The sequence below is a fragment of the Nocardia testacea NBRC 100365 genome, from assembly GCF_000308775.1.
GTDB classification, from domain to species: domain Bacteria; phylum Actinomycetota; class Actinomycetes; order Mycobacteriales; family Mycobacteriaceae; genus Nocardia; species Nocardia testacea.
Genome location: NZ_BAGJ01000146.1, coordinates 25080 through 49445 on the forward strand (window position 1 = coordinate 25080; position 24366 = coordinate 49445).

22 protein-coding genes are annotated in these 24366 nt (G+C 68.8%); 9 read left to right on the forward strand and 13 right to left on the reverse strand.

The features are described from left to right. Positions 1-68: 68 nt before the first annotated feature. The gene (locus ON38_RS20145; RefSeq protein WP_083872880.1) at positions 69-947 is read left to right on the forward strand and encodes an oxygenase MpaB family protein; all 879 of its coding nucleotides are present in this window, start codon (positions 69-71) and stop codon (positions 945-947) included. 38 nt (positions 948-985) lie between these two features. Here the strand turns inward: ON38_RS20145 and ON38_RS20150 are convergent, their stop codons facing one another. Continuing rightward, positions 986-1630 carry a TetR/AcrR family transcriptional regulator gene (locus ON38_RS20150; RefSeq protein ID WP_039826446.1) on the reverse strand — a complete coding sequence of 215 codons (645 nt, stop codon included), beginning with the start codon at positions 1628-1630 and terminating at the stop codon, positions 986-988. A 128-nt stretch (positions 1631-1758) separates the two neighbouring features. Between ON38_RS20150 and ON38_RS20155 the strand changes: the two genes are divergently transcribed. Further along, positions 1759-2625: an oxygenase MpaB family protein gene (locus ON38_RS20155; protein WP_083872882.1), complete on the forward strand. Its 867-nt coding sequence runs from the start codon at positions 1759-1761 to the stop codon at positions 2623-2625. 7 nt (positions 2626-2632) lie between these two features. On the opposite strand, the gene ON38_RS20160 is transcribed toward ON38_RS20155, so the two are convergent. The 5 genes from ON38_RS20160 to ON38_RS20180 all read right to left on the reverse strand — a co-directional run bounded on the left by ON38_RS20160 (position 2633) and on the right by ON38_RS20180 (position 9606). After that, positions 2633-3535 carry a proline dehydrogenase family protein gene (locus ON38_RS20160; protein ID WP_083872892.1) on the reverse strand — a complete coding sequence of 301 codons (903 nt, stop codon included), beginning with the start codon at positions 3533-3535 and terminating at the stop codon, positions 2633-2635. A gap of 109 nt (positions 3536-3644) precedes the next feature. Beyond that, positions 3645-5282, reverse strand: coding sequence for an L-glutamate gamma-semialdehyde dehydrogenase (gene pruA / locus ON38_RS20165; RefSeq protein WP_039826449.1), 1638 nt, complete (start codon positions 5280-5282; stop codon positions 3645-3647). A 96-nt stretch (positions 5283-5378) separates the two neighbouring features. Further along, on the reverse strand, positions 5379-6497 hold the full coding sequence (dapC, locus tag ON38_RS20170; RefSeq protein WP_039826450.1) for a succinyldiaminopimelate transaminase: 1119 nt from the start codon (positions 6495-6497) through the stop codon (positions 5379-5381). 12 nt (positions 6498-6509) lie between these two features. Further along, positions 6510-6833: a ferredoxin gene (fdxA, locus tag ON38_RS20175; RefSeq protein WP_039826451.1), complete on the reverse strand. Its 324-nt coding sequence runs from the start codon at positions 6831-6833 to the stop codon at positions 6510-6512. 190 nt (positions 6834-7023) lie between these two features. Further along, the gene (locus tag ON38_RS20180; RefSeq protein ID WP_039826452.1) at positions 7024-9606 is read right to left on the reverse strand and encodes a bifunctional FO biosynthesis protein CofGH; all 2583 of its coding nucleotides are present in this window, start codon (positions 9604-9606) and stop codon (positions 7024-7026) included. A gap of 536 nt (positions 9607-10142) precedes the next feature. Between ON38_RS20180 and ON38_RS20185 the strand changes: the two genes are divergently transcribed. Together ON38_RS20185 and ON38_RS20190 are read left to right on the forward strand one after the other, a co-directional pair. Then, positions 10143-10655: a PH domain-containing protein gene (locus ON38_RS20185; RefSeq protein WP_039826453.1), complete on the forward strand. Its 513-nt coding sequence runs from the start codon at positions 10143-10145 to the stop codon at positions 10653-10655. Beyond that, positions 10652-12295, forward strand: coding sequence for a PH domain-containing protein (locus tag ON38_RS20190; protein WP_083872884.1), 1644 nt, complete (start codon positions 10652-10654; stop codon positions 12293-12295). Before ON38_RS20185 ends, ON38_RS20190 begins: the two co-directional genes overlap by 4 nt. Before the next feature lie 51 nt (positions 12296-12346). Here ON38_RS20190 and ON38_RS20195 read toward each other — a convergent pair whose 3' ends face one another. Both ON38_RS20195 and ON38_RS20200 read right to left on the reverse strand, forming a co-directional pair. Further along, on the reverse strand, positions 12347-12697 hold the full coding sequence (locus ON38_RS20195) for a hypothetical protein (RefSeq protein ID WP_039826471.1): 351 nt from the start codon (positions 12695-12697) through the stop codon (positions 12347-12349). Between the two features lie 319 nt (positions 12698-13016). Further along, positions 13017-13775, reverse strand: a complete 759-nt coding sequence (locus ON38_RS20200) for an Rv1157c family protein (protein ID WP_245564123.1) — start codon at positions 13773-13775, stop codon at positions 13017-13019. A gap of 514 nt (positions 13776-14289) precedes the next feature. Between ON38_RS20200 and ON38_RS20205 the strand changes: the two genes are divergently transcribed. Further along, positions 14290-15453 carry a mannosyltransferase gene (locus tag ON38_RS20205; protein WP_245564126.1) on the forward strand — a complete coding sequence of 388 codons (1164 nt, stop codon included), beginning with the start codon at positions 14290-14292 and terminating at the stop codon, positions 15451-15453. On the opposite strand, the gene ON38_RS20210 is transcribed toward ON38_RS20205, so the two are convergent. Together ON38_RS20210 and ON38_RS36645 are read right to left on the reverse strand one after the other, a co-directional pair. Beyond that, positions 15401-15688 carry a 4a-hydroxytetrahydrobiopterin dehydratase gene (locus ON38_RS20210; RefSeq protein ID WP_039826473.1) on the reverse strand — a complete coding sequence of 96 codons (288 nt, stop codon included), beginning with the start codon at positions 15686-15688 and terminating at the stop codon, positions 15401-15403. The two genes, ON38_RS20205 and ON38_RS20210, sit on opposite strands and share 53 nt — an antisense overlap. Positions 15689-15843: 155 nt before the next feature. Further along, complete coding sequence (locus ON38_RS36645; RefSeq protein WP_085995458.1) at positions 15844-16020, reverse strand: hypothetical protein; 177 nt, start codon at positions 16018-16020, stop codon at positions 15844-15846. Positions 16021-16167: 147 nt separating this feature from the next. Between ON38_RS36645 and typA the strand changes: the two genes are divergently transcribed. From typA to ON38_RS20235, 4 genes are read left to right on the forward strand one after another with little or no spacing between them, the layout of a single operon-like run. After that, a complete protein-coding gene (gene typA / locus ON38_RS20220) occupies positions 16168-18066 on the forward strand; it encodes a translational GTPase TypA (protein ID WP_039826456.1) in 1899 nt (632 codons plus the stop codon). A gap of 42 nt (positions 18067-18108) precedes the next feature. After that, complete coding sequence (locus ON38_RS20225) at positions 18109-19887, forward strand: ABC transporter family substrate-binding protein (RefSeq protein WP_083872886.1); 1779 nt, start codon at positions 18109-18111, stop codon at positions 19885-19887. Beyond that, on the forward strand, positions 19884-20780 hold the full coding sequence (gene mshB, locus ON38_RS20230) for an N-acetyl-1-D-myo-inositol-2-amino-2-deoxy-alpha-D-glucopyranoside deacetylase (RefSeq protein WP_039826474.1): 897 nt from the start codon (positions 19884-19886) through the stop codon (positions 20778-20780). The genes ON38_RS20225 and mshB overlap by 4 nt, the downstream gene beginning before the upstream one ends. 50 nt (positions 20781-20830) lie before the next feature. Beyond that, on the forward strand, positions 20831-21325 hold the full coding sequence (locus ON38_RS20235) for a hypothetical protein (protein ID WP_245564124.1): 495 nt from the start codon (positions 20831-20833) through the stop codon (positions 21323-21325). A 22-nt stretch (positions 21326-21347) separates the two neighbouring features. Here ON38_RS20235 and ON38_RS20240 read toward each other — a convergent pair whose 3' ends face one another. From ON38_RS20240 to ON38_RS20250, 3 genes are all read right to left on the reverse strand, one after another. Then, the gene (locus ON38_RS20240; RefSeq protein ID WP_039826476.1) at positions 21348-22064 is read right to left on the reverse strand and encodes a DUF1906 domain-containing protein; all 717 of its coding nucleotides are present in this window, start codon (positions 22062-22064) and stop codon (positions 21348-21350) included. Positions 22065-22476: 412 nt separating this feature from the next. Continuing rightward, positions 22477-23640: a hypothetical protein gene (locus tag ON38_RS20245; protein WP_245564125.1), complete on the reverse strand. Its 1164-nt coding sequence runs from the start codon at positions 23638-23640 to the stop codon at positions 22477-22479. 60 nt (positions 23641-23700) lie between these two features. Continuing rightward, the gene (locus ON38_RS20250) at positions 23701-24279 is read right to left on the reverse strand and encodes a CHAP domain-containing protein (protein ID WP_083872888.1); all 579 of its coding nucleotides are present in this window, start codon (positions 24277-24279) and stop codon (positions 23701-23703) included. Between the last annotated feature and the right edge of the window lie 87 nt (positions 24280-24366).

Genomic DNA, 24366 nt, shown 5'->3' on the forward strand with positions numbered 1-24366 from the left:
TTGACACATATGGGCGGCAGCGAGAAGGTGAATCGTCAGCTTTCTCGAGCCCTCGAACGGTGACTTCCATGACCAGCACACCCGGCGCGGGGCCGCCCGTATCCGGCTCCGCCGATGGACCGGCCGCTGCGGTGAACGACGAGGAATTCGATTTCCGGCCCTATATCGACGGCGCCGCGATACTCGGCGCGGCCGCCAATGTGATCATGCAGCTCGCCGTCCCCGGGGTCGGTTACGGAGTTCTGGAAAGCCCGGTCGACAGTGGAAAACTGACCCTGCACCCGGTGAAACGCACCCGCACCACCCTCACCTATCTGGCGGTCGCACTGCTCGGGAGCCCCGCCGAGCGGGCCGCGTACCGGGAAGCCGTCGACACATCGCACCGGCAGGTGCGCTCGAACGCGCAGAGCCCGGTGCGCTACAACGCGTTCGACCGCGATCTGCAATTGTGGGTGGCCGCCTGCCTGTACTGGGGAGCGCGCGATCTCCGGGAACGGATGCACGGCCGGCCGGACGCCGAACTCGAGGAGACCATCTACCGCCATTCGGCACGATTGGGCACCACGCTGCAGGTGCCGCCGGAGTCGTGGCCGGCGGACCTGGCCGCCTTCGACCGCTACTGGGCCGAGAACTCGGCCGAGACCAGGATCGATCCGCCGGTCCGGGACATGCTGAACGAAATCGTCGATCTGAAGATGTTCCCCCGCCCGGTACAACTGCTGGGCGGCCGTTTCAACCGGTGGGTCACCGCGGGCCTGCTACCCCCGCGGCTGCGTGCGGAGATGGGCATGGACTGGACCGCGGACGACGAGCGCCGGTTCGGGCGCCTGCTGCGCCGGCTGGGCCGCGTATCGGCGATCCTGCCGGCGCCGCTGCGCGCCTTCCCGGTCAACGCCTATCTGTTCGATTTCCGGATACGGCGCAGGTTCGGACTGAAGCTCGTCTGATTCGATTTCGCGGATATGAAAAGCAGTTCGTTCGAATATCAGGATTCGCTGACCTGGCCCGGTACCCGGAACGAGACCGCCACATGATCGCGCGCATATCTGCGCACCGCGATATCGTCGTCCAGCGGGATAACGGTCTGCGGGGTCAACGCCAGCGACAGCGCGGTGCGCGCGATCATTTCGGCCAGCGGCAGCGGATCGTAGACCGGAAGTTTGCCTTCGCCCTGGAGGCGGGTGATGAATTCGGCGACGTAATCGCGGCCCAATTCGATCACCGGGGCGCCCCGGGTGGTCAGGTAGGGCAGCACGATTTCCGGTTCGGTGTTGAGCAGCCGGTCCAGCAGTTCGTTACCGCGCAGCCCGGCCAGGAACGCGACGAACAGCTCCACGATCTGGTCCTCGGCGCCGGCGTCGCGCTCGATCTGCTGCGCGACCGCGGCATCCACACCCTCGATGAAATCGCGCGTCTGCGCCAAACCGACCGCTTGGATCAGATCCGATTTACTGGAGAAGCGCCGGTACAGTGTGGCCAGCGAGAGCCCGCCGCGCCGGGCGACCTCGACCATGCTCGTGCGCTTGATCCCGAAGTCGAGGAAGGCCTGCAACGCCGCGGACAGCACGGATTGATCTTGATCTCGGCGCGGCGTTCGCACCAGAGGCAACAATTGAGCCAGGGCACCCATCTCGGCACCTTCCCGCGCTCGGCGATGCAATGACACAGTAAGCATCGCACAATTGCGGCCGCGGTTGACGCAACATCGAGAGAATGAGATGGTTATCATATAATCTTCTCATACGAAAGAGGTCACCGATGACCGCTCCCCGGCCCGCTCCCATGAACGATCCCGAACCCCAGCGGCTGTACGCGCCCGACTTCGATATGAACGATCACATCGTCGGAGTCACCGCATTCCTGGGCGGCACCGCGAACGTCATCATGCAGCTGGGTCTGCGGCCGGTCGCCTACGGCGTGATGGAGAGCGACGTCAAGAGCGGCAATGTCATGGAGCACCCCTTCAAACGGCTCCGCACCACCCTCACCTATCTCGCCGTCGCCATGCTGGGCACCGACGAAGAACGCAATGCCTACCGGCTCGCGGTCAACACCTCCCACCGCCACATCCGCACCAAACCCACCAGCCCGGTCAAGTACAACGCCTTCGACCCGAAACTCCAGCTGTGGGTCGCCGCCTGCCTGTACTTCGGATTCGTCGACCTCCTGGAAAAGGTCCAGGGCCCGATGGACGAGCCGACCGCCGACACCTTCTACGCCCACAGCATCCGGCTCGGCACCACCCTGCAGGTACGGCCGGAGATGTGGCCGGCCGACCGCGCCGCGTTCTGGCGGTTCTGGGAAGAGAATCTCGACGCCCTGGAAATCGACGACACCACCCGCGCCTACTTCAACGACCTCATCGATCTGAAGATGGTGGCGCGCCCGATCCAGTGGGTGTCGGCACGATTCCACCGGTTCGTCGTCACCGGCTGCCTGCCACCGCAGATCCGCGAGAAAATGCACCTCACCTGGACCGCGAGCAACCAGCGCTGGTTCGACCGCACCGTGAAACTCATCGGCCTGGGCCTGAAGATCCAGCCCCGGATCCTGCGCCAGTTCCCGATGAACTACTACCTGTGGGATATGCGCCGCCGGATCCGTAAGGGCAAACCCCTGGTCTGAGCGGGGTTTATCGCCCGGCCAGAGCGCGGAGGAAGAAGGTCAGGTTCGCCGGCCGTTCCGCGAGCCGGCGCATGAGGTATCCGTACCACTGGTGACCGTAGGGCACATAGACCCGGACGAAATCCCCGCGGTCGGCGAGATGGAGCTGTTCGTCGGTGCGGATGCCGTACAGCATCTGGTATTCCACCCGGCCGGGACGACGACCGGTGATAGTCGCGAGGTCGGCCGCCGCCGCGAGAACCACCGGATCATGGGAGGCGACCAGCGGGCGGCCCGCGCCCCGCATGAGGACTCGCAGGCAGCGCAGGTAGGCGCGGTCCACATCGACTCGTCGCTGGTAGGCGACAGTTTCCGGTTCCCGGTAGGCGCCCTTGCACAGGCGCACCCGGGCACCGGCGTCGGCGAGGTCGCGGCAATCGTCCTCGCTGCGGTACAGGTAGGCCTGGATCACCGTGCCCAGCCAGGGAAAATCCGGACGGACCCGGGCGGTGGTGGCCAGTGTGGCGGCGGTGGTGGTGTGGTCTTCGGCGTCCACGGTCACCCACACCCCGGCCTCGGCCGCCTTGGTGCACACAGTGCGCAGGTTCTCGGTGGCGATCGCCGGGCCGTCGGGGCCCAGCGCCTGTCCGAGCGCGGACAATTTGACCGACACCTCCAGCGGCGCGGCGCCGGCGGGTACCTCGGTGGTGGGCAGCGCCGCCAGATCGTTGATCAATGCCAGGTACTCGGCCACCGCCGCGTCGGCCTGAACGCGGTCGGTGGTGTTCTCGCCCAGGAAGTCGACGCTCACCGCCCGCCCGCTCATCAGTAGTGCGCGGGCCGCGGCGATCAGATCCGACCGGGCTTCCCCGGGGACGAAGCGCTGGACCATCGACGCGGTGGCCGGGCTGGTGGTGAGGGTTCGTTTCATCCGGTCCGACCCGGCGGCGGCGAGAATCGCCGGACGCAGCGGGTTCACCGGAACTCCCCGCCGGGACCGGGCAGGTCCGCGGGCCGCGCACCGGCGCGGGGCGGGGCGCTCATCCCTGCTCCATATGCGGGTACCGGTGGTCGGTGTGCGGGACGAAGGTCTCCTTCAAGGTGCGCGGGGCCACCCAGCGCAAAAGGTTCAACGGGGACCCGGCCTTGTCGTCGGTGCCCGAGGCACGTGCCCCGCCGAAGGGCTGCTGCCCCACCACCGCCCCCGTCGGCTTGTCGTTGACATAGAAGTTGCCGGCCGCGAACCGCAACAGCCGGGCGGCCTCCTCCACCGCGTGCCGGTCCTGTGCGAATACCGCGCCGGTCAGAGCATAGGGGGCGGTGGATTCCACCTCGGCCAGGACCGTGCGGTAGGCCTCGGGCTGGGAGTCGTCGTACACGTACACCGACAGGATCGGGCCGAAGTATTCGGTGGCGAACGATTCGTCTCGTGGATCGTCGGCGAGCAGCACCGTCGGCCGGACGAACCAGCCCTCGCTGTCGTCGTAGGTGCCACCCACGGGCACCTCCACCCCGGCCGACCGCGCGCGCTCGATCGCCCGCACACTTTTGTCGTAGGCGCGCCGGTCGATCACCGCCCCACCGAAATTCGACAGATCCGCGATATCGCCGTAGCTCAGCCCCTCGGCGATACCGAGGAAATCGTCACCCATCTCCCGCCACAGCGAACGCGGCAGATAGGCCCGGGAGGCCGCCGAGCATTTCTGGCCCTGATACTCGTAGGCGCCGCGGATCATGGCCGTGCGCAGGGCGGCGGGGTCCGCCGACGGATGCGCGACGATGAAATCCTTGCCCCCGGTCTCTCCGACGATCCGTGGATACCCATGGTAGTGACCGATATTGGCGCCCACCTGGCTCCACAGATATTGGAAGGTGGCGCCCGAACCGGTGAAATGGATACCGGCCAGACGAGGGTCGGCCAAGGCGACCTCGGACAGCTCCCGGCCGTCGCCGGTGACCATATTGATCACACCGGGCGGCAGACCGGCCGCCTCCAGCAGTTTCATCGTGTAATAGGCGGCCAGCGTCTGAGTGGGCGAGGGTTTCCACACCACCGTATTGCCCATGAGCGCGGGCGCGGTCGGCAGATTGCCCGCGATCGCGGTGAAATTGAACGGGGTGATCGCGTAGACGAAACCCTCGAGCGGGCGGTAGTCGAGCCGGTTCCACACCCCCGTGCTCGACCGGGGCTGCTGGGCCAGGATGTCCCGGGCGAAGGAGACATTGAACCGCCAGAAGTCGACCAGTTCGCACGGTGCGTCGATCTCGGCCTGTGCCACCGATTTCGATTGGCCCAGCATGGTCGCCGCGGCGAGAGTCTCCCGCCACGGTCCGGCCAGCAGGTCCGCGGCCCGCAACAGCACCGCGGCGCGTTCGTCGAACGGCAGCGCACGCCACTGCGGAGCGGCCGCGATGGCGGCATCGATCGCCGCGGCGGCTTCGGTATGCGTGGTGTCGGTATAGGTCCCGAGTACCTGCCGGTGTCGATGCGGCGCGACGATCTCCCGCCGCACACCGATACCCGGACGATGCTTACCACCGATGACCAGGGGAATCTCGGTGGTGCTGCCGGAGATATCGGCGAGCCGGCCGAGCAGACGTTCCCGCTCGGGGCTCCCGGGCGCGTAGGTGTGCACCGGCTCGTTACCGGGGGTGGGGACAACTGTGACAGCGTCCATACCCCAGGCTAGCGCCGCCCGCCCGGCCGTGCCCGCACTCGACGCGCGAATCTGTGCGGAGTCGTTACCGCACTGCCGCCCGGCGGCGGTGCCGGGTCAGCCGCGCAGCCGCTGCGCCGCCGTCTCGATCCGCTCGTCGGTCGCGGTCAATGCGATACGCACGTGCTCGGCGCCCGCGGGACCGTAGAACTCGCCCGGAGCCGCCAGGATGCCGCGCTCGGCCAGCCAATCGAGGGTGGTCCGGCACGGTTCTCCGCGAGTCGACCACAGATACAGCCCGGCCTCGGAGTGGTCGATCCGGAAACCGGCATCCAGCAACGCCGATCGCAGGATCTCCCGGCGGGCCCGATAACGCTGCCGCTGTACCGATTCGTGCGTATCGTCGCCCAGCGCCGCCGCCATCGCCGCCTGGATCGGGAAGGGCACCATCATGCCGGAATGTTTGCGCACCTCCAGCAACTCGGCCACCAACTCCGGATCACCGGTCACGAATCCGGCCCGGTAACTCGCCAGATTCGACGTCTTCGACAGCGAATGCACCGCCAGCAGCCCGGTGTGGTCACCGTCGCAGACCCGCGGGTCGAGAATCGAAACGGCCGGTTCTTCCCAGGCCAGTCCCAGGTAGCACTCGTCGGACGCGACGATCACACCGCGTTCCCGCGCGAAGGCCACCACCTTCCGCAGATGCTCCACACCCAGTACCTTGCCGGTCGGGTTGGACGGTGAGTTGAGGTAGATGAGCGCCGGCGTCTCCGGACCCAGCCGGGTGAGTCCGTCGGCGCGCAGGATCCGGGTCCCGGCGAGCAGTCCGCCCACCTCGTAGGTCGGATACGCGACCTCGGGGATCACCACCAGGTCCGCGGGCCCCAGCCCGAGCAGCCGCGGCAGCCCCGCGATCAGCTCCTTGGTGCCGATCACCGGCAACACCGCCGCCTCGGGCACCCCGGTGATACCGAAACGCCTGGTCAGCGCGGCCACCGCAGCGGCACGCAACTCCGGCGTGCCGTGCGTGGTCGGGTAGCCGGGCACCTCGGCGACCGAACTCAACGCCGCGCGGATCAGCGGATCGACCGGGTCGACGGGCGTACCCACCGACAGATCGACGAGTCCGCCCGGATGTGCGGCCGCCCGCGCCTTCACCTCCGCGATGGTGTCCCACGGGAAGTCGGGCAGCGCCGCACTCACCCGGCGGCGTTCGGAAACCTCGGTGCTCATCGTGTGAATGCTCTACTCGTCCGCCATCGGCGGCAGCTCTTTGATGAACGCCGGATCGGAATCGACCTTGCCCAGCTTGGTGGCACCGCCCGGCGAGCCCAGCTCGTCGAAGAAGTCGACATTGGCGTTGACGTACCCGCTCCACTGATCGGGCGTGTCGTCCTCGTAGAAGATCGCCTCCACCGGGCAGACCGGCTCACACGCACCACAGTCAACGCATTCGTCGGGATGGATGTAGAGCATGCGACCGCCCTCGTAGATGCAGTCCACAGGGCATTCCTCGATGCATGCCTTGTCCTTCACGTCAACGCACGGTTCGGCGATGATGTACGTCACTCCCGCTCCTAAGTCTTCCTTCTCCGGGTAACTGCGCCCGCACACAAGTATCCCTGGCGCCCCACAGGCTACGCCGGGTGAGCCTGCCCTAATACTCGATGCCACCTCCGGCGTCGCCCGGCCGTAGCTTCGTGTTCCGGTAACCCACTGTTGCTCGGTCGCTGCGCGCCTTCAGCCGAAGGCCACGCGGCTAGACGAGTTCCAGGCCGGGGACCGCGGTACTCCTCGCGGGTGGAACACCGTAGGTGGTGGTACGTTCCCGGACCGGCCGGCCGATACCCTCGGCGATCTCTGTGAGTTCGGCCACCGTCTTCGCCGACCCGTGCTGCGAACCGGCCATCCGGGAGATGGTCTCCTCCATGAGCGTGCCGCCGAGGTCGTTGGCGCCGCTGCGCAACATCACCCGGGTACCCGTGGTGCCGAGTTTCACCCAGCTGGTCTGGATGTTGTCGATCCGGCCGTGCAGCATGATCCGGGCCAGGGCGTGCGCGGCCCGGTTGTCCCGGTTCGTCGGACCCGGACGGGAGGCGCCGGCCAGGTAGAGCGGGGCGCTCTGGTGCACGAACGGGAGCAGGACGAATTCGGTGAAACCGCCCGTCTCGTCCTGGATACCGCGCAGTACCCGCAGGTGCCCCACCCAGTGGCTGGGGTTGTCGACGTGCCCGTACATCATGGTCGAGCTCGACCGGATCCCGACCTGATGGGCGGTGGTCACCACATCGATCCAGGCGGAGGCGGGCAGTTTGCCCTTGGTGAGCACCCAGCGGACCTCGTCGTCGAGGATCTCGGCCGCGGTACCGGGGATGGTGCCCAGCCCGGCTTCGCGCAATGCGGTCAGCCAGTCGCGGACGCTTTCCCCACCGCGGGAGGCACCGTTGACGATCTCCATCGGGCTGAAGGCGTGGACGTGCATGGAGGGCACCCGCGCCTTCACGGCGCGCACCAGATCGGCGTAGCCGGTCACCGGCAGATCGGGGTCGATACCGCCCTGCATGCACACCTCGGTCGCACCGTCGACGTAGGCCTCCCAGGCCCGGTCGGCGACCTCGCCGGTGCTGAGGGTGAAAGCGTCGGCGTCCCCCTTGCGCTGCGCGAACGCGCAGAAACGGCACCCGGTGTAGCAGATATTGGTGAAGTTGATATTGCGGTTCACCACATAGGTGACGTCGTCGCCGCAGACATCGCGGCGCAACTGGTCGGCCAGACCCGCGACGGCTTCCAGATCGGGCCCGTCGGCGGTGGCCAGCGCCAGGTACTGGCCATCGGTGAGGCCTGCCGGATCACGTTCGGCGGCGCGCAGCGCGGCCAGTACGTCGGCATCCAGTCGCTGGGGCGCGGCGGCCAGATCGCGGACCTGTTCGCGGATGGTGTCCCAGTCGCCGAACGCGTTGTCGATATCGCTGCGGGTATCGGTATTGCGGCCGGTCGTATCGATCTCGGTGTTCAGATCGGTACGACCCGCCGACTCCCAGGACTCGTCCGGCTCCTGCCAGGGCAGACCCACCGGGAGTGCCCCGGCCTTCGCCAGTCCGGTCTCGGCGTCGGTGAGAGCCGCGACATGCGCGCCGATCCGCGGGTCGATCCACGGATTACCCGCCCGCACGTACTTCGGATGCGCCGATGTGCGTTCCACCAGTTCGAAACCGGCAGCGGCGGTGATCTCGGCCAGCGTATCCAGGTTGGGCCAGGGCCGCTCGGGATTCACATGGTCGGGAGTGACCGGCGAGACGCCGCCCCAGTCGTCGATACCGGCTTCCAGCAGGGCCCGGCATTCCTCGCCGGATACCAGATTCGGCGGTGCCTGCACCGAGACGTCGGGGCCGAGCAGCAGGCGGGTCACCGCGATGGTGGCCAGGAATTCGGTGAAGTCCGCGTCGGGCGCGTGCCGCATGGCGGTGTCGTCCTTGGCCCGGAAGTTCTGCACGATCACTTCCTGGATATGACCGAACGCCTTGTGCTGCTTGCGGATCGCGGCGATGGTGTCGGCCCGTTCGGCCATGTTCTCGCCGATACCCACCAGCACCCCGGTGGTGTAGGGCACCGACAGCCGGCCCGCGTCGGTGATGGCACGCAGCCGCACCGCCGGGTCCTTGTCGGGACTGCCGTAATGGCAGTTGCCCTTTTCGGTGAACAGCCGGGTCGCGGTGGTCTCGAGCATCATGCCCATCGACTGCGCCACCGGCTTCAGCCGTGAGATCTCCTCCCACGACATGACGCCCGGATTCAGATGCGGCAGCAGCCCGGTCTCCTCGAGCACCAGGATGGATACCGCGCGCAGATAGTCGAGGGTGGAATCGTAGCCGCGTTCGTCCAGCCACTGCGCGGCCTCGGGCCAGCGGGCCTCGGGCCGGTCGCCGAGGGTGAACAGCGCTTCCTTACAGCCCAGCTCGGCACCGCGGCGCGCGATATCGAGCACCTCGTCGGGCTCCAGGAACATGCCGCGCCCCTGGGCCCGCAACTTCCCCGGCACTGTCACAAAAGTGCAGTAGTGGCAGGTATCGCGGCACAGATGGGTCAGCGGAATGAACACATTGCGCGAATAGGTGATCGTGGCGGGCCGCCCGGCCGAGGCCAGCCCGGCATCACGTACCCGGGCGGCACTGCGGCACAGGTCGGCGAGGTCGTCGCCGCGCGCGTGCAACAGCACCGTGGCCTCGTCGACATTCAGCGTGACCCCGTCACGTGCCCGGCGCAGCGCCCGGCGCATGGCGGACGGGGTCGGCACGGGAGTCGGGACGGTCGGTTCGGGTAGGTCGGTCACGCCCTCGATCATGCGGCACACATCCGGAACTGTCTCCTCCCAGGTCGTTGAGCGTTCACAACCGCGGTGCCTCCCGGGCTATTCCGTGCAGGCCGGGCTGTGTTTATTTGCGCGCCTCCGGCGCGCGGGTCGGGGCCCTGTGACCCCGATTCCTCCCTCCTGCGATCGGTCGCTGCGCTCCTTCGCTCCGTCGGTCCAGAATCGGGGGCGGGCCCCGACCACGAACGCAGACCATCCGGAATAGACAGAAGGTGCCTGCTGTCGTGCGCCTGGACCGGCCTGCGGAGGCTCACAGCACTGTAAGTGCTCAATGGTCACCGATCCATGAACGGTCGACTGCACACGATCGGTCGCTGCGCTCCCTCGCTGTGTCGGTCCAGAACCAGGGGCGGGGGCCCCGACCACGAACGCAGACCCATTCCGGCGGACCGGGCCGGGCAGGAAGATATGCTCCTGGACAACCTGGACGGGCTCACATCACTGTATGGGCGCGAGGGTCGCCATCGATGGACAGTCGGCCCCACGTCGAACCGTGCGACGATGAATATATGTCGCCGGACAGCCCGCCACGATCACCCGACGTCCTGGCCGATCCGTCGTGGCGGCCCAGTCCGCGCGCGAAGACGCTGTGGACCGCGCAGATCGCGCTGTCGTGGCTCGGTGTATTCGCCGTCCTGCTCGGGTGGGTCGTCTTCGACCCCGACCGCCGGGCCTGGCAGGCGGCCGTGGGGGTGGCCGTGGTCCTGGCGGCCGCGCTCACCACGATCGTGGTGCCCCGCTGGCGATACCGGGTCCACCGCTGGGAGGTGACCGCGGCTGCCGTCTACTCCCGTTCGGGCTGGCTGACCCAGGAGAGCCGCGTCGCGCCGATCTCCCGGGTGCAGACGGTGGATACCGAACGCGGCCCGCTGGAGCGCATCCTCGACCTGTCGACGGTCACGGTGACCACGGCCTCGTCCGCGGGCGCGGTGCACATCAGCCTGCTGGATCGCGCCGTGGCCGAGCAGACGGTGACGCGCTTGACCGAGATCGCGGCGCGGCACCGCGGTGACGCCACATGACCGGATCGCGTCCGGCGTCCGGGCCGAGCCCGGCCGCCGCGGCGGAGACCACCCCTATCCCCGGCGAGGACGGGCCCTGGCTACGCCTGGACAGGCGGATGCTGCTGGTCCATCCGATCCAGGAGATCGTGAAGTTCCTGCCCGCCGTGATCGGCGCGGTCATCCTGGGCGTCAGCTCCGGTAACCCGCTCTACAGCCTGCTGGGCCTGGTTTTCGTCGTCCCGTACGCGCTCACCCTCTGGTTCACCACCACCTACCGGGTCGGACCGACGCATGTCGAGTTACGTACCGGCCTGGTCCGGCGGAGACGACTCGCGGTGCCGCGGGCACGCATCCGGTCGGTGGATATCGAGGCCGACCCGCTGCACCGGATCCTGGGCCTGGCCGTGGTGGTGATCGGTACCGGGCAGGAAGCCGATGCCGGGGACCGGTTCCGGCTGGACGCACTCGCCGCCGCACAGGTCCGGCCATTGCGCGCCGAACTGCTGGCCCACACCCGTACGCCGCATACCGCCGCCGGCGATCCCGGTCCGGCCCACATCCCGGATGCCGGGCCGGAGGTTCCCACGGCGGAGCAGGGCGAAGAGATCGGCCACTGGCAGCCGGGCTGGGTCCGGTACGCGCCCCTGTCGCTGACCGGTTTCGCGCTCGCCGCCTCGGCGCTCGGCCTGGCCGCGCAGTTCGGCTTCGGTGCCGCCGAGATCAGCATCGGCCACGACACCGTCGACACGGTGCGCGATCTCGAGGTGCTGTCGCTGCTGGCGGCCGGCCTCGCGGCGCTTGCCGCTCTGGTGGTCGTGGTCAGTGTGGCGGCGTGTGCGCACTACCTGGCCACCTATTACGGACTCCGCGTCACCGACCACGGCAGCACCCTGCAGATCCGCCGCGGGTTGTTCACGCTGCGCCGGATCACCCTCGACACGGCACGATTGCGCGGCGCCACCATCCGCGAACCGCTACTGTTGCGCCGCGCCGGAGCCGCACAACTGGAAGCGGTGATGACCGGCGAGAACCCGCGCCAGAAGATCCTGCCACAGGCCCCGCGCGCGGCGGTCGAACGGACCCTGGCCCGGCTGCTGAGTCCGCATAGGGACCCGAATATCGCCGCGCCGGCGACGCCACCGGCCGCCCTCACCGATATTCCGCTGGCCCGGCACGGCCCGGCCGCCCGGCGCCGCCGCTACATCCGGGCCTGCTGGCCGGTTCCGCTCACCGCGATGGCCCTTTTCCTGGCGACTGCGCTGGACCAGGATGTCGCGGTGTGGTGGTGGCTGCTGCCGGTCGTCCTCGCATCGGTCTGCGCGCTGCTCGCCGAGGACCGCTATCGCGGCCTCGGTCACGCGGTCGTCCCCGCCGGCGGCGGCTCCCCCGCCTGGCTGATCGTCCGCGCCGGCTCCCTGGACCGCGAACGCACCTGTCTCGAAGCACCCGGCATCATCGGCTGGACTGTGCGGCAGACCTTCTGGCAGCGCCGGGCCGGCCTGGCCACGGTGGGCGCCGCCACGGCAGCGGGTAAGAAGCTGTACCTCATCCAGGACATCCCGCTGGACGATGCCTGGACCGTATTGGATCGGGTCGCCGCCGCCGGCGTCACGAGCCGGGCGCCGGCCACCGAGGCAGGACATACGCAGAAGCCCTGAGATCGGTACGGCACGCCCGAAGACAGATCCGGACGCGCCATACGGTGCCCATCAGGTCTGGCAGTGACGGGTGGCCGACTCCCGCAGATCGGGTTCGTCGGCGACCACGCGCAGGCCGGGACGAGTTTCCGGAGTCGCGTGATCACCCTTCCACGACAGCAGGGACCAACGCGACAGTCCGGACAGAGCGGAACCGAGACTCAGGAAGGACCCGCTGGAAATCGCCGAACCGAAGGAGCCGAGGGAACCGATCGACAGGACCGATCCCACGCTTCCGATGGACAGAATCGAATACGCGGAGCCGATGGACAGGATCGAACCCTCGGACCGGATCGACAGAATCGACCGTGACGAGCGCCGGCTCCGGATGCCGGCCTTACGCGAGCTTTCGACAGTCGCCATCACCCTGGTCTACCACAGCCGGGCGGCATGCGCGTGTGCGGTCGGCCGTCCACAGATCGGAAACCATTGAGCACTTACCGTGCGGTGAGCCTACCCAGGTCGACAAGGCACACAGCCCCGCACGAGTTGCCATGAGAGCGGGCCACCACCGCGCGCCGACATTGCTGTGGGTGTGCCCGGGCGGCCGAGGTGCATATCCGCGTCCGCGTACACCTCGCGTCCGGTCCGAACGGTCGGCGAGATCCCGATCCGAGCCGGCCGGCGGAGGAAAACTCGGGGGTCACGAGGCCCCGGCCCCGTCCGCCGGCGTGGCCGATGGTCAGCCGACGGTGAAGAATCCGATGGTCGGCATGAAAGTGCAACTGCGGGTTTCGGTTTCGGTGGCCTGGGTGGTGAGTCCGCCGCCGATCACCGCGACGATGCGGCCGGTGCCGGTGTTCGCGATGGCCGAGAGCGTTGCCGGGCCGTCGGGGTTGATCTTGGCCTCGTCGGTCAGCGGCTGCGAGCCGGCCTCTCCGGTGTCGAGGTTGCGCCACTGCACCGTCAACGGCTGCGCCTGTTCCGCCGTCGGGCGTTCGGTGCCCAGCGCGGTGAAGACGAAACCGGTCTGGCCGGCGGCCGGTCCGGGCGGCGGGAGCTGCGCCGGGCCGGGCACCGCGAGGGCGGTGCCGACCGAATCACCGGAGGGGGCGATGCAGCCCTTACCGATGGTCGGGTAGAGGAACTGGGCGATCGCCGGCCCGGATTCCGGGATCTCGGGGCCACCGCCGCCGCTGCCGTCGAGGAACGTGATGACCCGTTCCAGCGTCGACTTGATCTGCGGGGGCAGATTCACCGTGGCCAGCAGCGCGCGGGCCTGGGAAAGAATGGCCGCCTGCGGGCTGCCCGGCGCGGCGATCTCCTTGGCCGCCGGAGCCGGTGCGTTGACGATGGCCGGGGCCAGGGCGGCGAGAACGTCGACGGGAACCCCTTCGGGGACCATCGGGACGCTGCTCACCGACGCCTCGGTGGCCGGGGCCGCGACGGCTGTCGCGGGCGCCACGAGGGAGGCGCCCGCCGCAATGGCGAGCGCGGACATTGCAATCCGCGATCCTCGGGTGCGAAGCACTGGTCTAGCCGTCCTTACCTCGGGTACATCTGGGCGACGCTGAAAAGCCGTCGTTTCGGGGTCACTCTAAGGACACTGGCGCGCGTTGTACAGCACCGGGGTCGGGATTGCGAGCCCCAATTCGCTGTGCTACTGAACAGTAGCCTGTAACAGGAGTGACCATTGTGAAAAACGAGGCGAATGCGCACTCGTGACTCATCAGTTGCTCGATGGTTACCGGAAACCGTGCGCGGTGTTTGCCGCCGGGAGCCCGGAGCACCCGCCAGGCTCACGTTCGCGCGGAAACCGGTGGGGTTAATGTATTCCGGGCCGGAAAAACCGGCGACGCGCCCAACAGCACCGGGTCCGGCCGCCGGCCCGGACCGACTCGAAAGCTCGTGTATTGACTCAGCCCAGCGGCGCCCGGACCGACATTCGGGGGTTCGTACCGTTTCGCCTGGCCCTGGCGGCGCTCGGAATCACCGTACTGGCGCGGCTGCTGTGGATGCTGCTGACCCCGAACGGGATGAACCTGGTCGACCTGCACGTCTATGTCGACGGCTCGGCGGCCCTGCTCACCGACCATCTCTACGATTTCACCTACGCCGAGAAGACGCCGGATTTTCCGCTGCCCTTCACGTATCCGCCGTTCGCCGCGGTGGTGTTCTTCCCGCTGCACTTCCTGCCGTTCACCGTGGTCGCGATGCTGTGGCTGTTCGCCATCGTCGCCGCGCTGTACTGGGTGGTGCGGATCGCGTTCGAACTGATGCTGGGCCGGGAAGCCCTGCGCGAAGCGCGATGGCGCACCGCCATGGTGGCGTGGACGGCGGTGGGCCTGTGGTTCGAGCCGGTACGCACCACCATCGACTACGGGCAGGTCAATGTCTTCCTGATGCTCGGCGTGATGGTCGCGATCCGCAGCTCGCGGTGGTGGCTGTCGGGAACACTGGTGGGCGCGGTCGCGGGAATCAAACTGACCCCGGCGATCAGCGGCCTCTATTTCGTGGCGCGGCGCCGCTGGGCCGCCGCCGTCTGGTCGGCTGTCGTGTTCGGCCTGACCGTGGCGGCGAGTTTTCTGATCAATCCCGAGGAGACGCGGCGCTATTTCGGCACCCTGCTCGGTGACGCCGACCGGATCGGGCCGGTGGGCTCGGTGTGGAACCAGTCGCTGCGCGGCGCGCTGAGCCGGCTGCTGGGCACCGATGTGGGTACCGGGCCGTGGTGGATCGCGGGGGTCGCGGTGGCGGCGGCGCTCGGGTGGTTCGCGTGGCGTGCCCTGCACCTCGACGATCTGCTGGGCACCGTGCTGATCGTGCAGTTGTTCGGGTTGCTGGTCTCGCCGATCTCCTGGTCGCACCACTGGGGCTGGCTGCTGCCGGCCGTCCTGTGGCTGCTGTACGGCCCCTACCGGGCGGTGCCCGGCGCGCGGATACTGGCCGGATACTGGCTGGTGACGACGCTCATCGGGGCGCCGTGGGTGCTGTCGTTCCTGCAGGACTCGATCTGGACCATCTCCCGCTGGGGGGTGTGGTCCTGGCTCGGCACGGTGTACGTACTCGGTGCGCTGGTCTGCTACGGCTGGATCGCCTGGGCGGGTCGCACCACCTCCCGGACCGCTACGGCGCCAGCCGATCTATCTCCCGGGCCAGCGCCACGTCCTGTGCCGTGAGCCCGCCCGCGGAGTGTGTGGACAGGGTGAAGGTGACCTTGCGCCACCGGATATCGATATCGGGATGGTGATTCGCCGATTCGGCGATATCGGCCACCTGCCGTACGAGTTCGATTCCGGCGGGAAATGTGGCGGCCTCGATCGTACGGGTCAGCGCGTCGCCGGCCCGGCTCCACTTCGGCAGGCTTTCCAGGGCCTCGGCGATCTCGGATTCGGAGAGCAGTGCTGTGGTCATATCGGCGTGATACCCCACCCGCCCCGCGTACAACAGCCGAATCGCCGGATACCGGCCGAACTCGTCCGCACCCCGCCGGGACCGCAGTCCATGTTCCGAGGGGGCGTGCCGCCCTCGCGGCGGACGCCGGGGCGAATGCGGAGGTGGGGAGCGCCTCAGGCGGCACGAGCCTTCTTGAGGCCCTTCTTCAGTTCCTTACCGGAGGCGCCCGCGGCCTCCAGGCGTTTCATCCGCATAATGACCACAGGGCATTTCACGCAGCGCGTCTTCTTACGACAGCACTTCTTCTTCGGCTTGAGGCTCGAAACCTCGCTCGCCTTGACCTTGCCCATGCGGGTTAGCATACCCTTACCTCTGGGCGGCGCCAGTAGGCCACCGGGTTCCCGGTAGGGTGTAACCGGCCCAGATGCCCGGTGAGTTCGAATCTCCCTGTGGCGGGGTCCGGCCGCAAGCAACAGTTAACAGCAGGAGGAACCGGCGTGTCGTCTGCACGCGATTTTCGCAACGTCGCCATCGTGGCGCACGTCGACCACGGTAAGACGACGCTCGTCGACGCCATGCTGCGGCAGTCCGGCGCCTTCGCCGAACGGGCCGAACCGGTCGACCGGGTGATGGACTCCGGCGATCTGGAACGCGAGAAGGGCATCACCATTCTCGCCAAGAACACCGCCGTGCACCGGCACCATCCGGACGGCAGCGTCACCGTCATCAATGTCATCGACACCCCGGGTCACGCCGACTTCGGTGGCGAGGTGGAGCGTGGCCTGTCCATGGTCGACGGTGTGGTGCTGCTGGTGGACGCCTCCGAGGGCCCGCTCCCGCAGACCCGGTTCGTGCTGCGCAAGGCGCTGGCCGCCTGCCTGCCGGTGATCCTCGTGGTCAACAAGACCGACCGGCCCGACGCGCGGATCGCCGAGGTGGTCGAGGAGAGCCACGATCTGCTGCTGGACCTGGCCTCCGACCTGGACGACGACGCCGCCGAAGCGGCCGAACTCGCCCTCGACCTGCCGGTGCTCTACGCCTCCGGCCGCGCGGGCAAGGCGTCCAAGGAGCAGCCGCAGAACGGCGAGGTCCCGAACGCGGAGAACCTGGACGCGCTGTTCGATGTCCTGCTGGAGAACATCCCCGCCCCCAAGGGCGACCCGTCCGCGCCGCTGCAGGCCCACGTCACCAACCTCGACGCCTCGGCCTTCCTGGGCCGGCTCGCGCTGGTGCGTATCCACAACGGTGAGCTGCGCAAGGGCCAGAACGTGGCGTGGATGCACGCCGACGGCGTGAAGAACGTCAAGATCACCGAACTGCTGCAGACGATCGGCGTCGAACGGCAACCGGGTGAGGTCGCGGTGGCCGGCGATATCGTGGCCGTCGCCGGTATCCCCGACATCATGATCGGCGACACCCTCGCCGACCCGGACGAGCCCGTCGCGCTGCCCCGTATCACGGTGGACGAACCGGCCATCTCGGTGGTGATCGGTACCAACACCTCACCGCTGGTCGGCCGGGTCCAAGGCCACAAGCTCACCGCCCGCATGGTGAAATCGCGGCTCGATCAGGAACTGGTGGGCAATGTCTCACTGCGGGTTCTCGATATCGGCCGCCCCGATGCCTGGGAGGTGCAGGGCCGCGGTGAGCTCGCCCTGGCGATCCTGGTCGAGCAGATGCGACGCGAGGGTTTCGAATTGACCGTGGGCAAGCCGCAGGTGGTGACCCGGCAGGTCGACGGCAAGGTGCACGAGCCCTATGAAGAGCTCACCATCGACTGCCCGGACGAGTACCTGGGCGCCATCACCCAGCTGCTGGCCGCCCGCAAGGGCAAGATGGTGCAGATGAACAACCACGCCGCGGGGTGGGTGCGGATGGAGTTCATCGTGCCCTCGCGCGGTCTGATCGGTTTCCGTACCGATTTCCTGACCGAGACCCGCGGCACCGGTATCGCCAACGCCGTCTCGCACGGGTACGCGCCGTGGGCCGGTGAGATCCGGGCCCGGCATACCGGTTCGCTGGTGTCGGACCGCTCCGGATCCGTGACCCCCTTCGCCATGATCCAGCTCGCCGACCGCGGGCAGTTCTTCGTCGAGCCGGGCGCGGAGACCTACGAGGGCATGGTCGTCGGGATCAATCCGCGTGCCGAGGATCTCGATATCAATGTGACCAAGGAGAAGAAGCTCACCAATATGCGCTCCTCCACCGCCGATGTGATGGAGACGCTGGCCAAGCCGCTGCAGCTCGATCTGGAGATGGCCATGGAGTTCTGCGCCGCCGACGAATGCGTCGAGGTGACCCCGGAGGTCGTGCGCGTGCGCAAGGTCACCCTGGCCGCCAACGAGCGGGCTCGGGAGCTGTCGCGTCGCAAGGCGCGCGACCGGGCCGCGCTGTAAGCGGTTTCGCCCCCCGGACGGGGCAGCGCGGGTTTGGGTAGAGTGCCGAACGTGATTTCGGGGAGGCGCGCGGTGTGGCGCGGGCTGCTGGTACTCGTGGCGGTGCTCGTTCCGGTGCTGGCCGGATGCACGGCCGACCCGCCGCCGCCCATCGCCAGTACGGACAGCCCGAAGACCGAACCGGCGCAGCCGACCAAGAACACGGTGGTGGTCGCCATCGACGACATCGGGATCGGTTTCAACCCGCATCTGCGGTCGAACCAGTCCCCGGCGACCGCCGCGGTGGCGGCCATGGTGCTGCCGAGCCCGTTCCGGCCCACACCCGATCCGGCCCTGCCCGGCGGCACGCTGTGGGTCCCGGATACGGCGCTGGTCGATTCGGCGACGGTGACCGCCGAGGCCCCGTTCACCGTCACCTACAAGCTGAAGGATCAGGCCAACTGGTCGGACGGGGCGCCCATCGCGGCCGAGGACTTCCACTACCTGTGGCAGCAGATGATCACGCAGCCGGGTGTGATCGACCCGGCCGGATACCGCCTCATCACCGAGGTCCGTTCCTCGGGCGGCGGTAAGGCGGTGTCCGTGGTGTTCGACAAGCCGTATCCGGCCTGGCCGCAATTGTTCGCGAATCTGTTGCCCTCGCATCTGATGAAGGATTCGCCGGGCGGCTTCCAGCGGACACTGGTCGAGCAGATACCGGTCTCGGGCGGGAACTTCACCATCGAATCCGCCGATCCCGGCCGGGACGAGATCCTGCTGGAACGCAACGACCGCTACTGGGGCACCCCGGCCCGGCCCGACCAGATCCTGCTGCGCCGCGGCGGCACACCCGCTCAGCTGGCGGATTCACTGCGCACCGGCGACACCCAGATGGCGCTGGTGCACGGCGGGGTCGCCACCCAGGCCCAGCTGGCCGCGATCCCCTCGGTGCGCACCGCGATCATGCCGCAGTCCCGGCAGCTTCGTCTCACCCTCAACGGACGTGAGGGGGTGCTCGGCGATCACCGGGTCCGGACCGCGGTGCTCGCACTGCTCGATCCCGCGCTGCTTGCCACGGTCGGCGCGCAGACCGGTAACTGGGTGGAACCGGTCCGCGCCCAGGTGCTCTCTCCCTCCGATCCCGGCTACACGCCGACCGAACCGCCGCGCCTCAACCCCGATCAGGCGTTCGGCCTGCTGGCCGAGGCCGGGTTCGGCCGCGCCCCGGAACCACCGCCGGTCTCGGCGACCTCACCGGCCCCGCGGCCCCGCTCGCTGGCCCGCAACGGCGAACCGCTTGTCCTCCGGATCGGCGCGGTGACCGGCGACGATACCGCGCTGGCGGTGGCCAATACGGCGGCCGACCAGTTGCGCAGCGCCGGGATCGACGCGTCGGTGCTCAATCTGGCGGCCGACGAACTGTACGGCAAGGGCCTGGTGGAGAATTCCGTCGACGCGGTGGTGGGCTGGGAGGCGACCGGCGGTGACCCCGCTACCGCGCTGGCCTCCCGCTACGGTTGTCCGCCCACCACTCCCACCACCGACGGCGAGCCGACCGAGGTTCCGGCCGCCGTGGAAGCGGCCCGCCGGGCGCCGAGCAATCTGTCCGGTATCTGCGATCCGCAGTTCCAGCCGTCGATCGACGGGGCGCTGCACGGCGTCGAGGTACCGCGCACGCTGGGTGAGGCCGAACCCCGGCTGTGGGGCGCGTCCACAGTGCTGCCGATCGTGCAGGACAACGTGGTGGCCGCGGCCGGGCCCTCAGTCGACGGGGCGTCGCTCAGCGGCGCCATCCAGGCCGGGATCTTCGGCGACGCGGCAATGTGGCGGCGCGTCCCGTGACCGGCTCCGGCGACGAACGTACGGGCGGATTGCTGCTCGTCCACGCCCACCCGGACGACGAAACCATCACCACGGGAGGCACGATCGCCCACTATCGGCGGCTCGGTGTCCCGGTGACGGTGGTGACCTGCACCCTCGGCGAAGAGGGCGAGGTGATCGGCGACCGCTGGGCCGGCCTGACCGCCGACCGCGCCGATCAACTCGGCGGTTACCGGATCGGTGAACTCACCCGGGCCCTGGCCGAACTCGGCGCCGGACCGCCGTGTTTCCTGGGCGGCGCCGGCCGTTGGCGCGACTCCGGTATGGCGGGAACTCCGTCGGCGCGGCATCCGCGGGCTTTCGTCGGATCGGGCGCGGCGGCGGTCCGGGCCCTCACCGAGGTGATCCTCGACCTGCGCCCCCGCGTGGTGGTGACCTACGATCCGCGCGGCGGCTACGGGCATCCGGACCATATCCGTGCCCATCAGGTGACCACCGAAGCCGTCGAGGCCGCGGCCGGGCAGGGCTGGGACACGCCCAAGTTCTACTGGACCGTTACCGACGCCGATATCCTGCGCGACCATCTGCGGGCGCTGGCCCGCCGCACGGTGGACGGCCTGCCCGGCGCGCTACCTCCCGGCTGGCGGCTGCCCGCCGAGGACGAGTTGGCGTGCGTGCCGGGTAATTCGGTGACCACGGCGATCGACGTCACCGAATCGCTGCCCAGGAAACGCGCCGCGCTGCGCGCCCACGCCACCCAGCTGTCGGTCTCGCCGTCGGGCCGGGAGTTCGCCTTGACGAATATGATCGCCCAGCCGGTCCTGCCGGAGGAGCACTACATACTGGTCCGCGGTCGTGCCTGGGCGAGTGGTCCGGACGGCCGGGAAGACGACCTCTTCGCCGGTTCGGCGTAAGCCGAGCGGTGCCGGCGCACCAATAGACTCGTCACCATGCAGCACTCGGAATGGGAGAGCGGGACCGGCCCCACAGCGACCACGCGACGGTGTTCGACGGCGCGGTCGCGCGGATGACCGCCGCCGTGAACCAGCGGGCCGGCGCCGATTCCCGCGCCCGCTGGGCCGCACTGGCGACCGCGGCACTCGGCCCGGCGCTGATCGTGGTCCTGATCGTGGACGCGGTGATCACATTGGCGCTGGAGGTGCTCTATCTGCCCTTCTATTTCGGTAGCGTCGCCGTACCGGTGGCCGCGCTGATCGCCGCGCCGGTGAATGTGGCCCTGGTCTGGGCGGCCGCCACCGTGACCACCCGGCTGACCGTGCTGTTCCTGCCGGTCGGTGCCTGGCTGGCGGCCTTCCTGGTCGCGGCGAGCCGCGGCCCCGGCGGCGATGTCCCGCTGCGCAGCGATCTGCCGACGCTGGTGCTGTTCGTCTGCGGGGCGGTGGCGCCGCTGATCTACATGTACGTGGCCGCCAACCGGACGAGAGTCCCGGCGCGCTGACCGGTCCGCCGGAGGGCGGTGGTCACCAGGCTCCGTACTCCGCGGCGAGGATATCGTTCACATCCACGCCCACCCCGTCGACCGTACGGTCGTCGATCTCGAATTGGTGCAGATGCGCGGCCGGATGCACGTACCCCGGCGCTGTTCCCCAATCGTGCTGCCAGAACCACGCGCCCACGCCGGCCGTCCGGGCCAGGTCGATGGTGGGGGCGTTGGCGTAGACACCGGTGTTCTCCCGGCCGAGCACGGCCTGCCAGCCGAGCAGGTAGGGCAGGATCATGGTGGCGAATTCCACCGGGTTCGGGTTGTCGTCGATGGAGGCGTAGATCGGCCGGTTCTCCGGTCCACCGGCGGCTCGGTGCAGCGCCAGCCCGCGCTCGGCGTGCCGACGGCCCGCGTCGTATCCGCCCCGCCAGTCGGCGGTGGGCCCCTTGCCGAACTGGTAGCAGGACACGATGGTCAGCCCGGCCGCCCGCAGATCCTCGACTTCCCCGGCCAGCAGCGGTTTTCCGGCCATCCATTCGGCGCCCGGCCGGCGGTCGGATACGTAACGGATGACCCCGGTATGCCCGGCGGCCCTGATGGCCGCCGCGGCCGGCACACCTCCCGCGTAATCGAGCAGGGTGCCGAGCGAAGCCGCACCGGCGCACGGAGTTCCGAGGGCCGGCCCCACCGCGCCCGCGGCGACGGCGGCGGCCGTGTATCCGAGCAGCGCCCGGCGAGTCAGTGCAGAAACCATCGAGACTCCTTCGCACACCCGGGTGAACAGCAACGGCGTGCCCGGCGCACCTTCCCCATCAGCACTGCGCGCGCCGGGAGCCTCGAACGTGGGTAATTCCACCACATCCGCACCACGACCGCCACAACCGACGACTGCACGCGTCGCCGCGGGCCGGATATTGCCGGAGATCGACAGACCGGGGCGGGGGCACGCGTTCGGATGGGCTTCGCATCCAGGCGGACCGCGCCGTGAGACCGAGCGGAGGTCGATCGACGACGCAACCCCCATGTGTCGAGTTTTACGAGACACCTCCAAGGGTTGAGGCCCGTCTCGTCGTTTCGGCCTCGAAAGCGCCGCGCGAAGCGCAAGTCTCGAGGCCGAAACGGCGAGACCAAGGGGGCCTCGACCCCGCGCGCCGAAGGCGCGCAAATTACAACAGCCGGTCGATGCGTTCCCCGACATCCAGGGTTCGCATGGCCGGGTCGGCGAGTTCGGTGCGGACCACCCGGACCACCTGCGCGACGATCTGTTTCTTGATGCCCGCCAGGACACCGAGTGCGGCGGCGCGCATACCCTGGGCCGCGTATTCGAGCCGTACGTTCTCCCGTTCCGGTGGGTCCACCTCCACCACGATGAGCAGCGGGTCGGCGGCGTGCGCGGTGAGCAGCAGCGGGATCTGCACCTCCGCGCGGTAGCGGTTGTCCTTGAGCACACTGACCGTGATGTCGAGGGTGACCGGGACGACGAGGTCGAAGCGGACCAGCGCCGGACGGTCGTCGGCCGTGTCGGTCTCGGGCAGCCGGTCGGTCAGTGCGGGGCGGCCGACCTCGCCGCGCACGGTGACCTCGGCCGCCGACCGGGGGCCGGTGCGCAGGGGGCCGATCTCGATCTGCCGGTCGGCGAGATGGTTCACGAATTGTTCGAGCCGGTCCCGGGTGACGATTCGCGGGAAGAAACGCCGCCCGAATTCGGCGTAGTCGATCCACTCGAACCGGGTGCGGGTCCGGTGCGGAGAGCGTTCGCGGGCGACGATGGCCTCGATATCGTAGATCCGGCTGCGCATCACGCCCGGGTCCCGCAGCATTCCGTTCACCCGATTGGCGACCTCGCGTTGCAGCAGCCCGGCGATCGGGTCGAGCAGCCATTCGGCCACCGAGTCGGCGGCGGACAGACGCAGCAGCACACTCACGTCCCCGGGTTCGACCCGCGGGATATCGATCACGATCAGCAGCGGGTCGGCCGTGCGGGCGTGGAAGGTGAGGCCGATCGACACCACCGTCTCCGACCGCAGCGGTTTGCCGCCGAGCAGGATCTTGACCCGCAGGGATACCGGTATCCGGACGTCGAACGCGACATCGGTGCCGCGGCGCACCACCACGGGAGTGTCGATGCGGCCCTCGGCGAGGAACCCGGCGAGCCCGGCGGGCGCCAGATTGACCGGGCCGATGGTGAGCCCGCGTCCGGTGATACCGGCGACCGCCTTCTCGATCCGCCGCTCGGTCACCGCGTGGGTGACGAACCGCCTGCCGAACTCGGCGTAGTCGATCCACCCCGGGTCGCCTACCTCGATCGGTTCCATGAGTCGTTCCGACACCTCTACCTCCACCGGATGTGGGTCACGCTACGCGACGAAGGTATCGATCCGGCAGGCCCGTCACCATCCGGGCGCCAGTCGCCCGTAACCGACGATGTGGATATCGGATACCCGGGCCGGGTCCCAGCGTTCGATGCCGACGGCATCGTCCTCGTTGCCGCCGATCGTGGTGAGCGTGCCGTCGGCGGCGGCCAGCACGATATTGGTGTGCTGGCCGAATCTGCTGTCCGGGCCGTAGAGGATCACATCGCCGGTGACCGGCCGGTACCCGGTATCCACGGCGGCGAAGCGGCCGGAACTCTCGTAGTACTCCTGCAAGGTGTAGACGCCGGGGATCCGCCACGATCCCGAGTTCGGGTTGGCCAGGGGCAGCCCGGCGGCGCGCATCACCCAGCTCACGAAATTGGCGCACCACGGTTCGGTGTTGCCCTCCGAGTAGCCGGCTCCGTCCCGGGGGTCGGCGAATTCGGCCGCGGCGGCGTCGACGACCCGGGCCTGTGCCGGGGTCAGGGCGGCCCGGTCGATGGCCGGGAAGGAGGTCAGGCGTTCACCGACGAGTCCTTCGGAGGCGCCGGAGAAAAAAGAACAGCCGCCGAGCAGCAGCGCCGCGGCCAGCAAGAGGACCGCCGTGCCGCGCATCGGCTTTCCACGCGCACGCGCCGGTTCCGGATATCCGACCATTCCCACACCCCGTTTTCGCACGTTCTTCTCCCGGGTTGTCCACCG

Excerpts from the sequence above, each read along its gene's own strand:
- pruA (WP_039826449.1), bottom strand. The coding sequence starts at position 5,282 with ATGGACGCTGTCACAGTTGTCCCCACCCCCGGTAACGAGCCGGTGCAC.
- ON38_RS20205 (WP_245564126.1), top strand. The coding sequence starts at position 14,290 with ATGCTGCTGACCCCGAACGGGATGAACCTGGTCGACCTGCACGTCTAT.
- ON38_RS20250 (WP_083872888.1), bottom strand. The coding sequence starts at position 24,279 with ATGCGCGGCACGGCGGTCCTCTTGCTGGCCGCGGCGCTGCTGCTCGGC.
- ON38_RS20145 (WP_083872880.1), top strand. The coding sequence starts at position 69 with ATGACCAGCACACCCGGCGCGGGGCCGCCCGTATCCGGCTCCGCCGAT.
- ON38_RS20240 (WP_039826476.1), bottom strand. The coding sequence starts at position 22,064 with ATGGTTTCTGCACTGACTCGCCGGGCGCTGCTCGGATACACGGCCGCC.
- dapC (WP_039826450.1), bottom strand. The coding sequence starts at position 6,497 with ATGAGCACCGAGGTTTCCGAACGCCGCCGGGTGAGTGCGGCGCTGCCC.
- ON38_RS20235 (WP_245564124.1), top strand. The coding sequence starts at position 20,831 with ATGGGAGAGCGGGACCGGCCCCACAGCGACCACGCGACGGTGTTCGAC.
- ON38_RS20160 (WP_083872892.1), bottom strand. The coding sequence starts at position 3,535 with ATGAAACGAACCCTCACCACCAGCCCGGCCACCGCGTCGATGGTCCAG.
- ON38_RS20185 (WP_039826453.1), top strand. The coding sequence starts at position 10,143 with ATGTCGCCGGACAGCCCGCCACGATCACCCGACGTCCTGGCCGATCCG.
- ON38_RS20195 (WP_039826471.1), bottom strand. The coding sequence starts at position 12,697 with ATGGCGACTGTCGAAAGCTCGCGTAAGGCCGGCATCCGGAGCCGGCGC.
- ON38_RS20190 (WP_083872884.1), top strand. The coding sequence starts at position 10,652 with ATGACCGGATCGCGTCCGGCGTCCGGGCCGAGCCCGGCCGCCGCGGCG.
- ON38_RS20155 (WP_083872882.1), top strand. The coding sequence starts at position 1,759 with ATGACCGCTCCCCGGCCCGCTCCCATGAACGATCCCGAACCCCAGCGG.
- ON38_RS20210 (WP_039826473.1), bottom strand. The coding sequence starts at position 15,688 with ATGACCACAGCACTGCTCTCCGAATCCGAGATCGCCGAGGCCCTGGAA.
- ON38_RS20180 (WP_039826452.1), bottom strand. The coding sequence starts at position 9,606 with ATGATCGAGGGCGTGACCGACCTACCCGAACCGACCGTCCCGACTCCC.
- ON38_RS20150 (WP_039826446.1), bottom strand. The coding sequence starts at position 1,630 with ATGGGTGCCCTGGCTCAATTGTTGCCTCTGGTGCGAACGCCGCGCCGA.
- ON38_RS36645 (WP_085995458.1), bottom strand. The coding sequence starts at position 16,020 with ATGGGCAAGGTCAAGGCGAGCGAGGTTTCGAGCCTCAAGCCGAAGAAG.
- ON38_RS20200 (WP_245564123.1), bottom strand. The coding sequence starts at position 13,775 with ATGTCCGCGCTCGCCATTGCGGCGGGCGCCTCCCTCGTGGCGCCCGCG.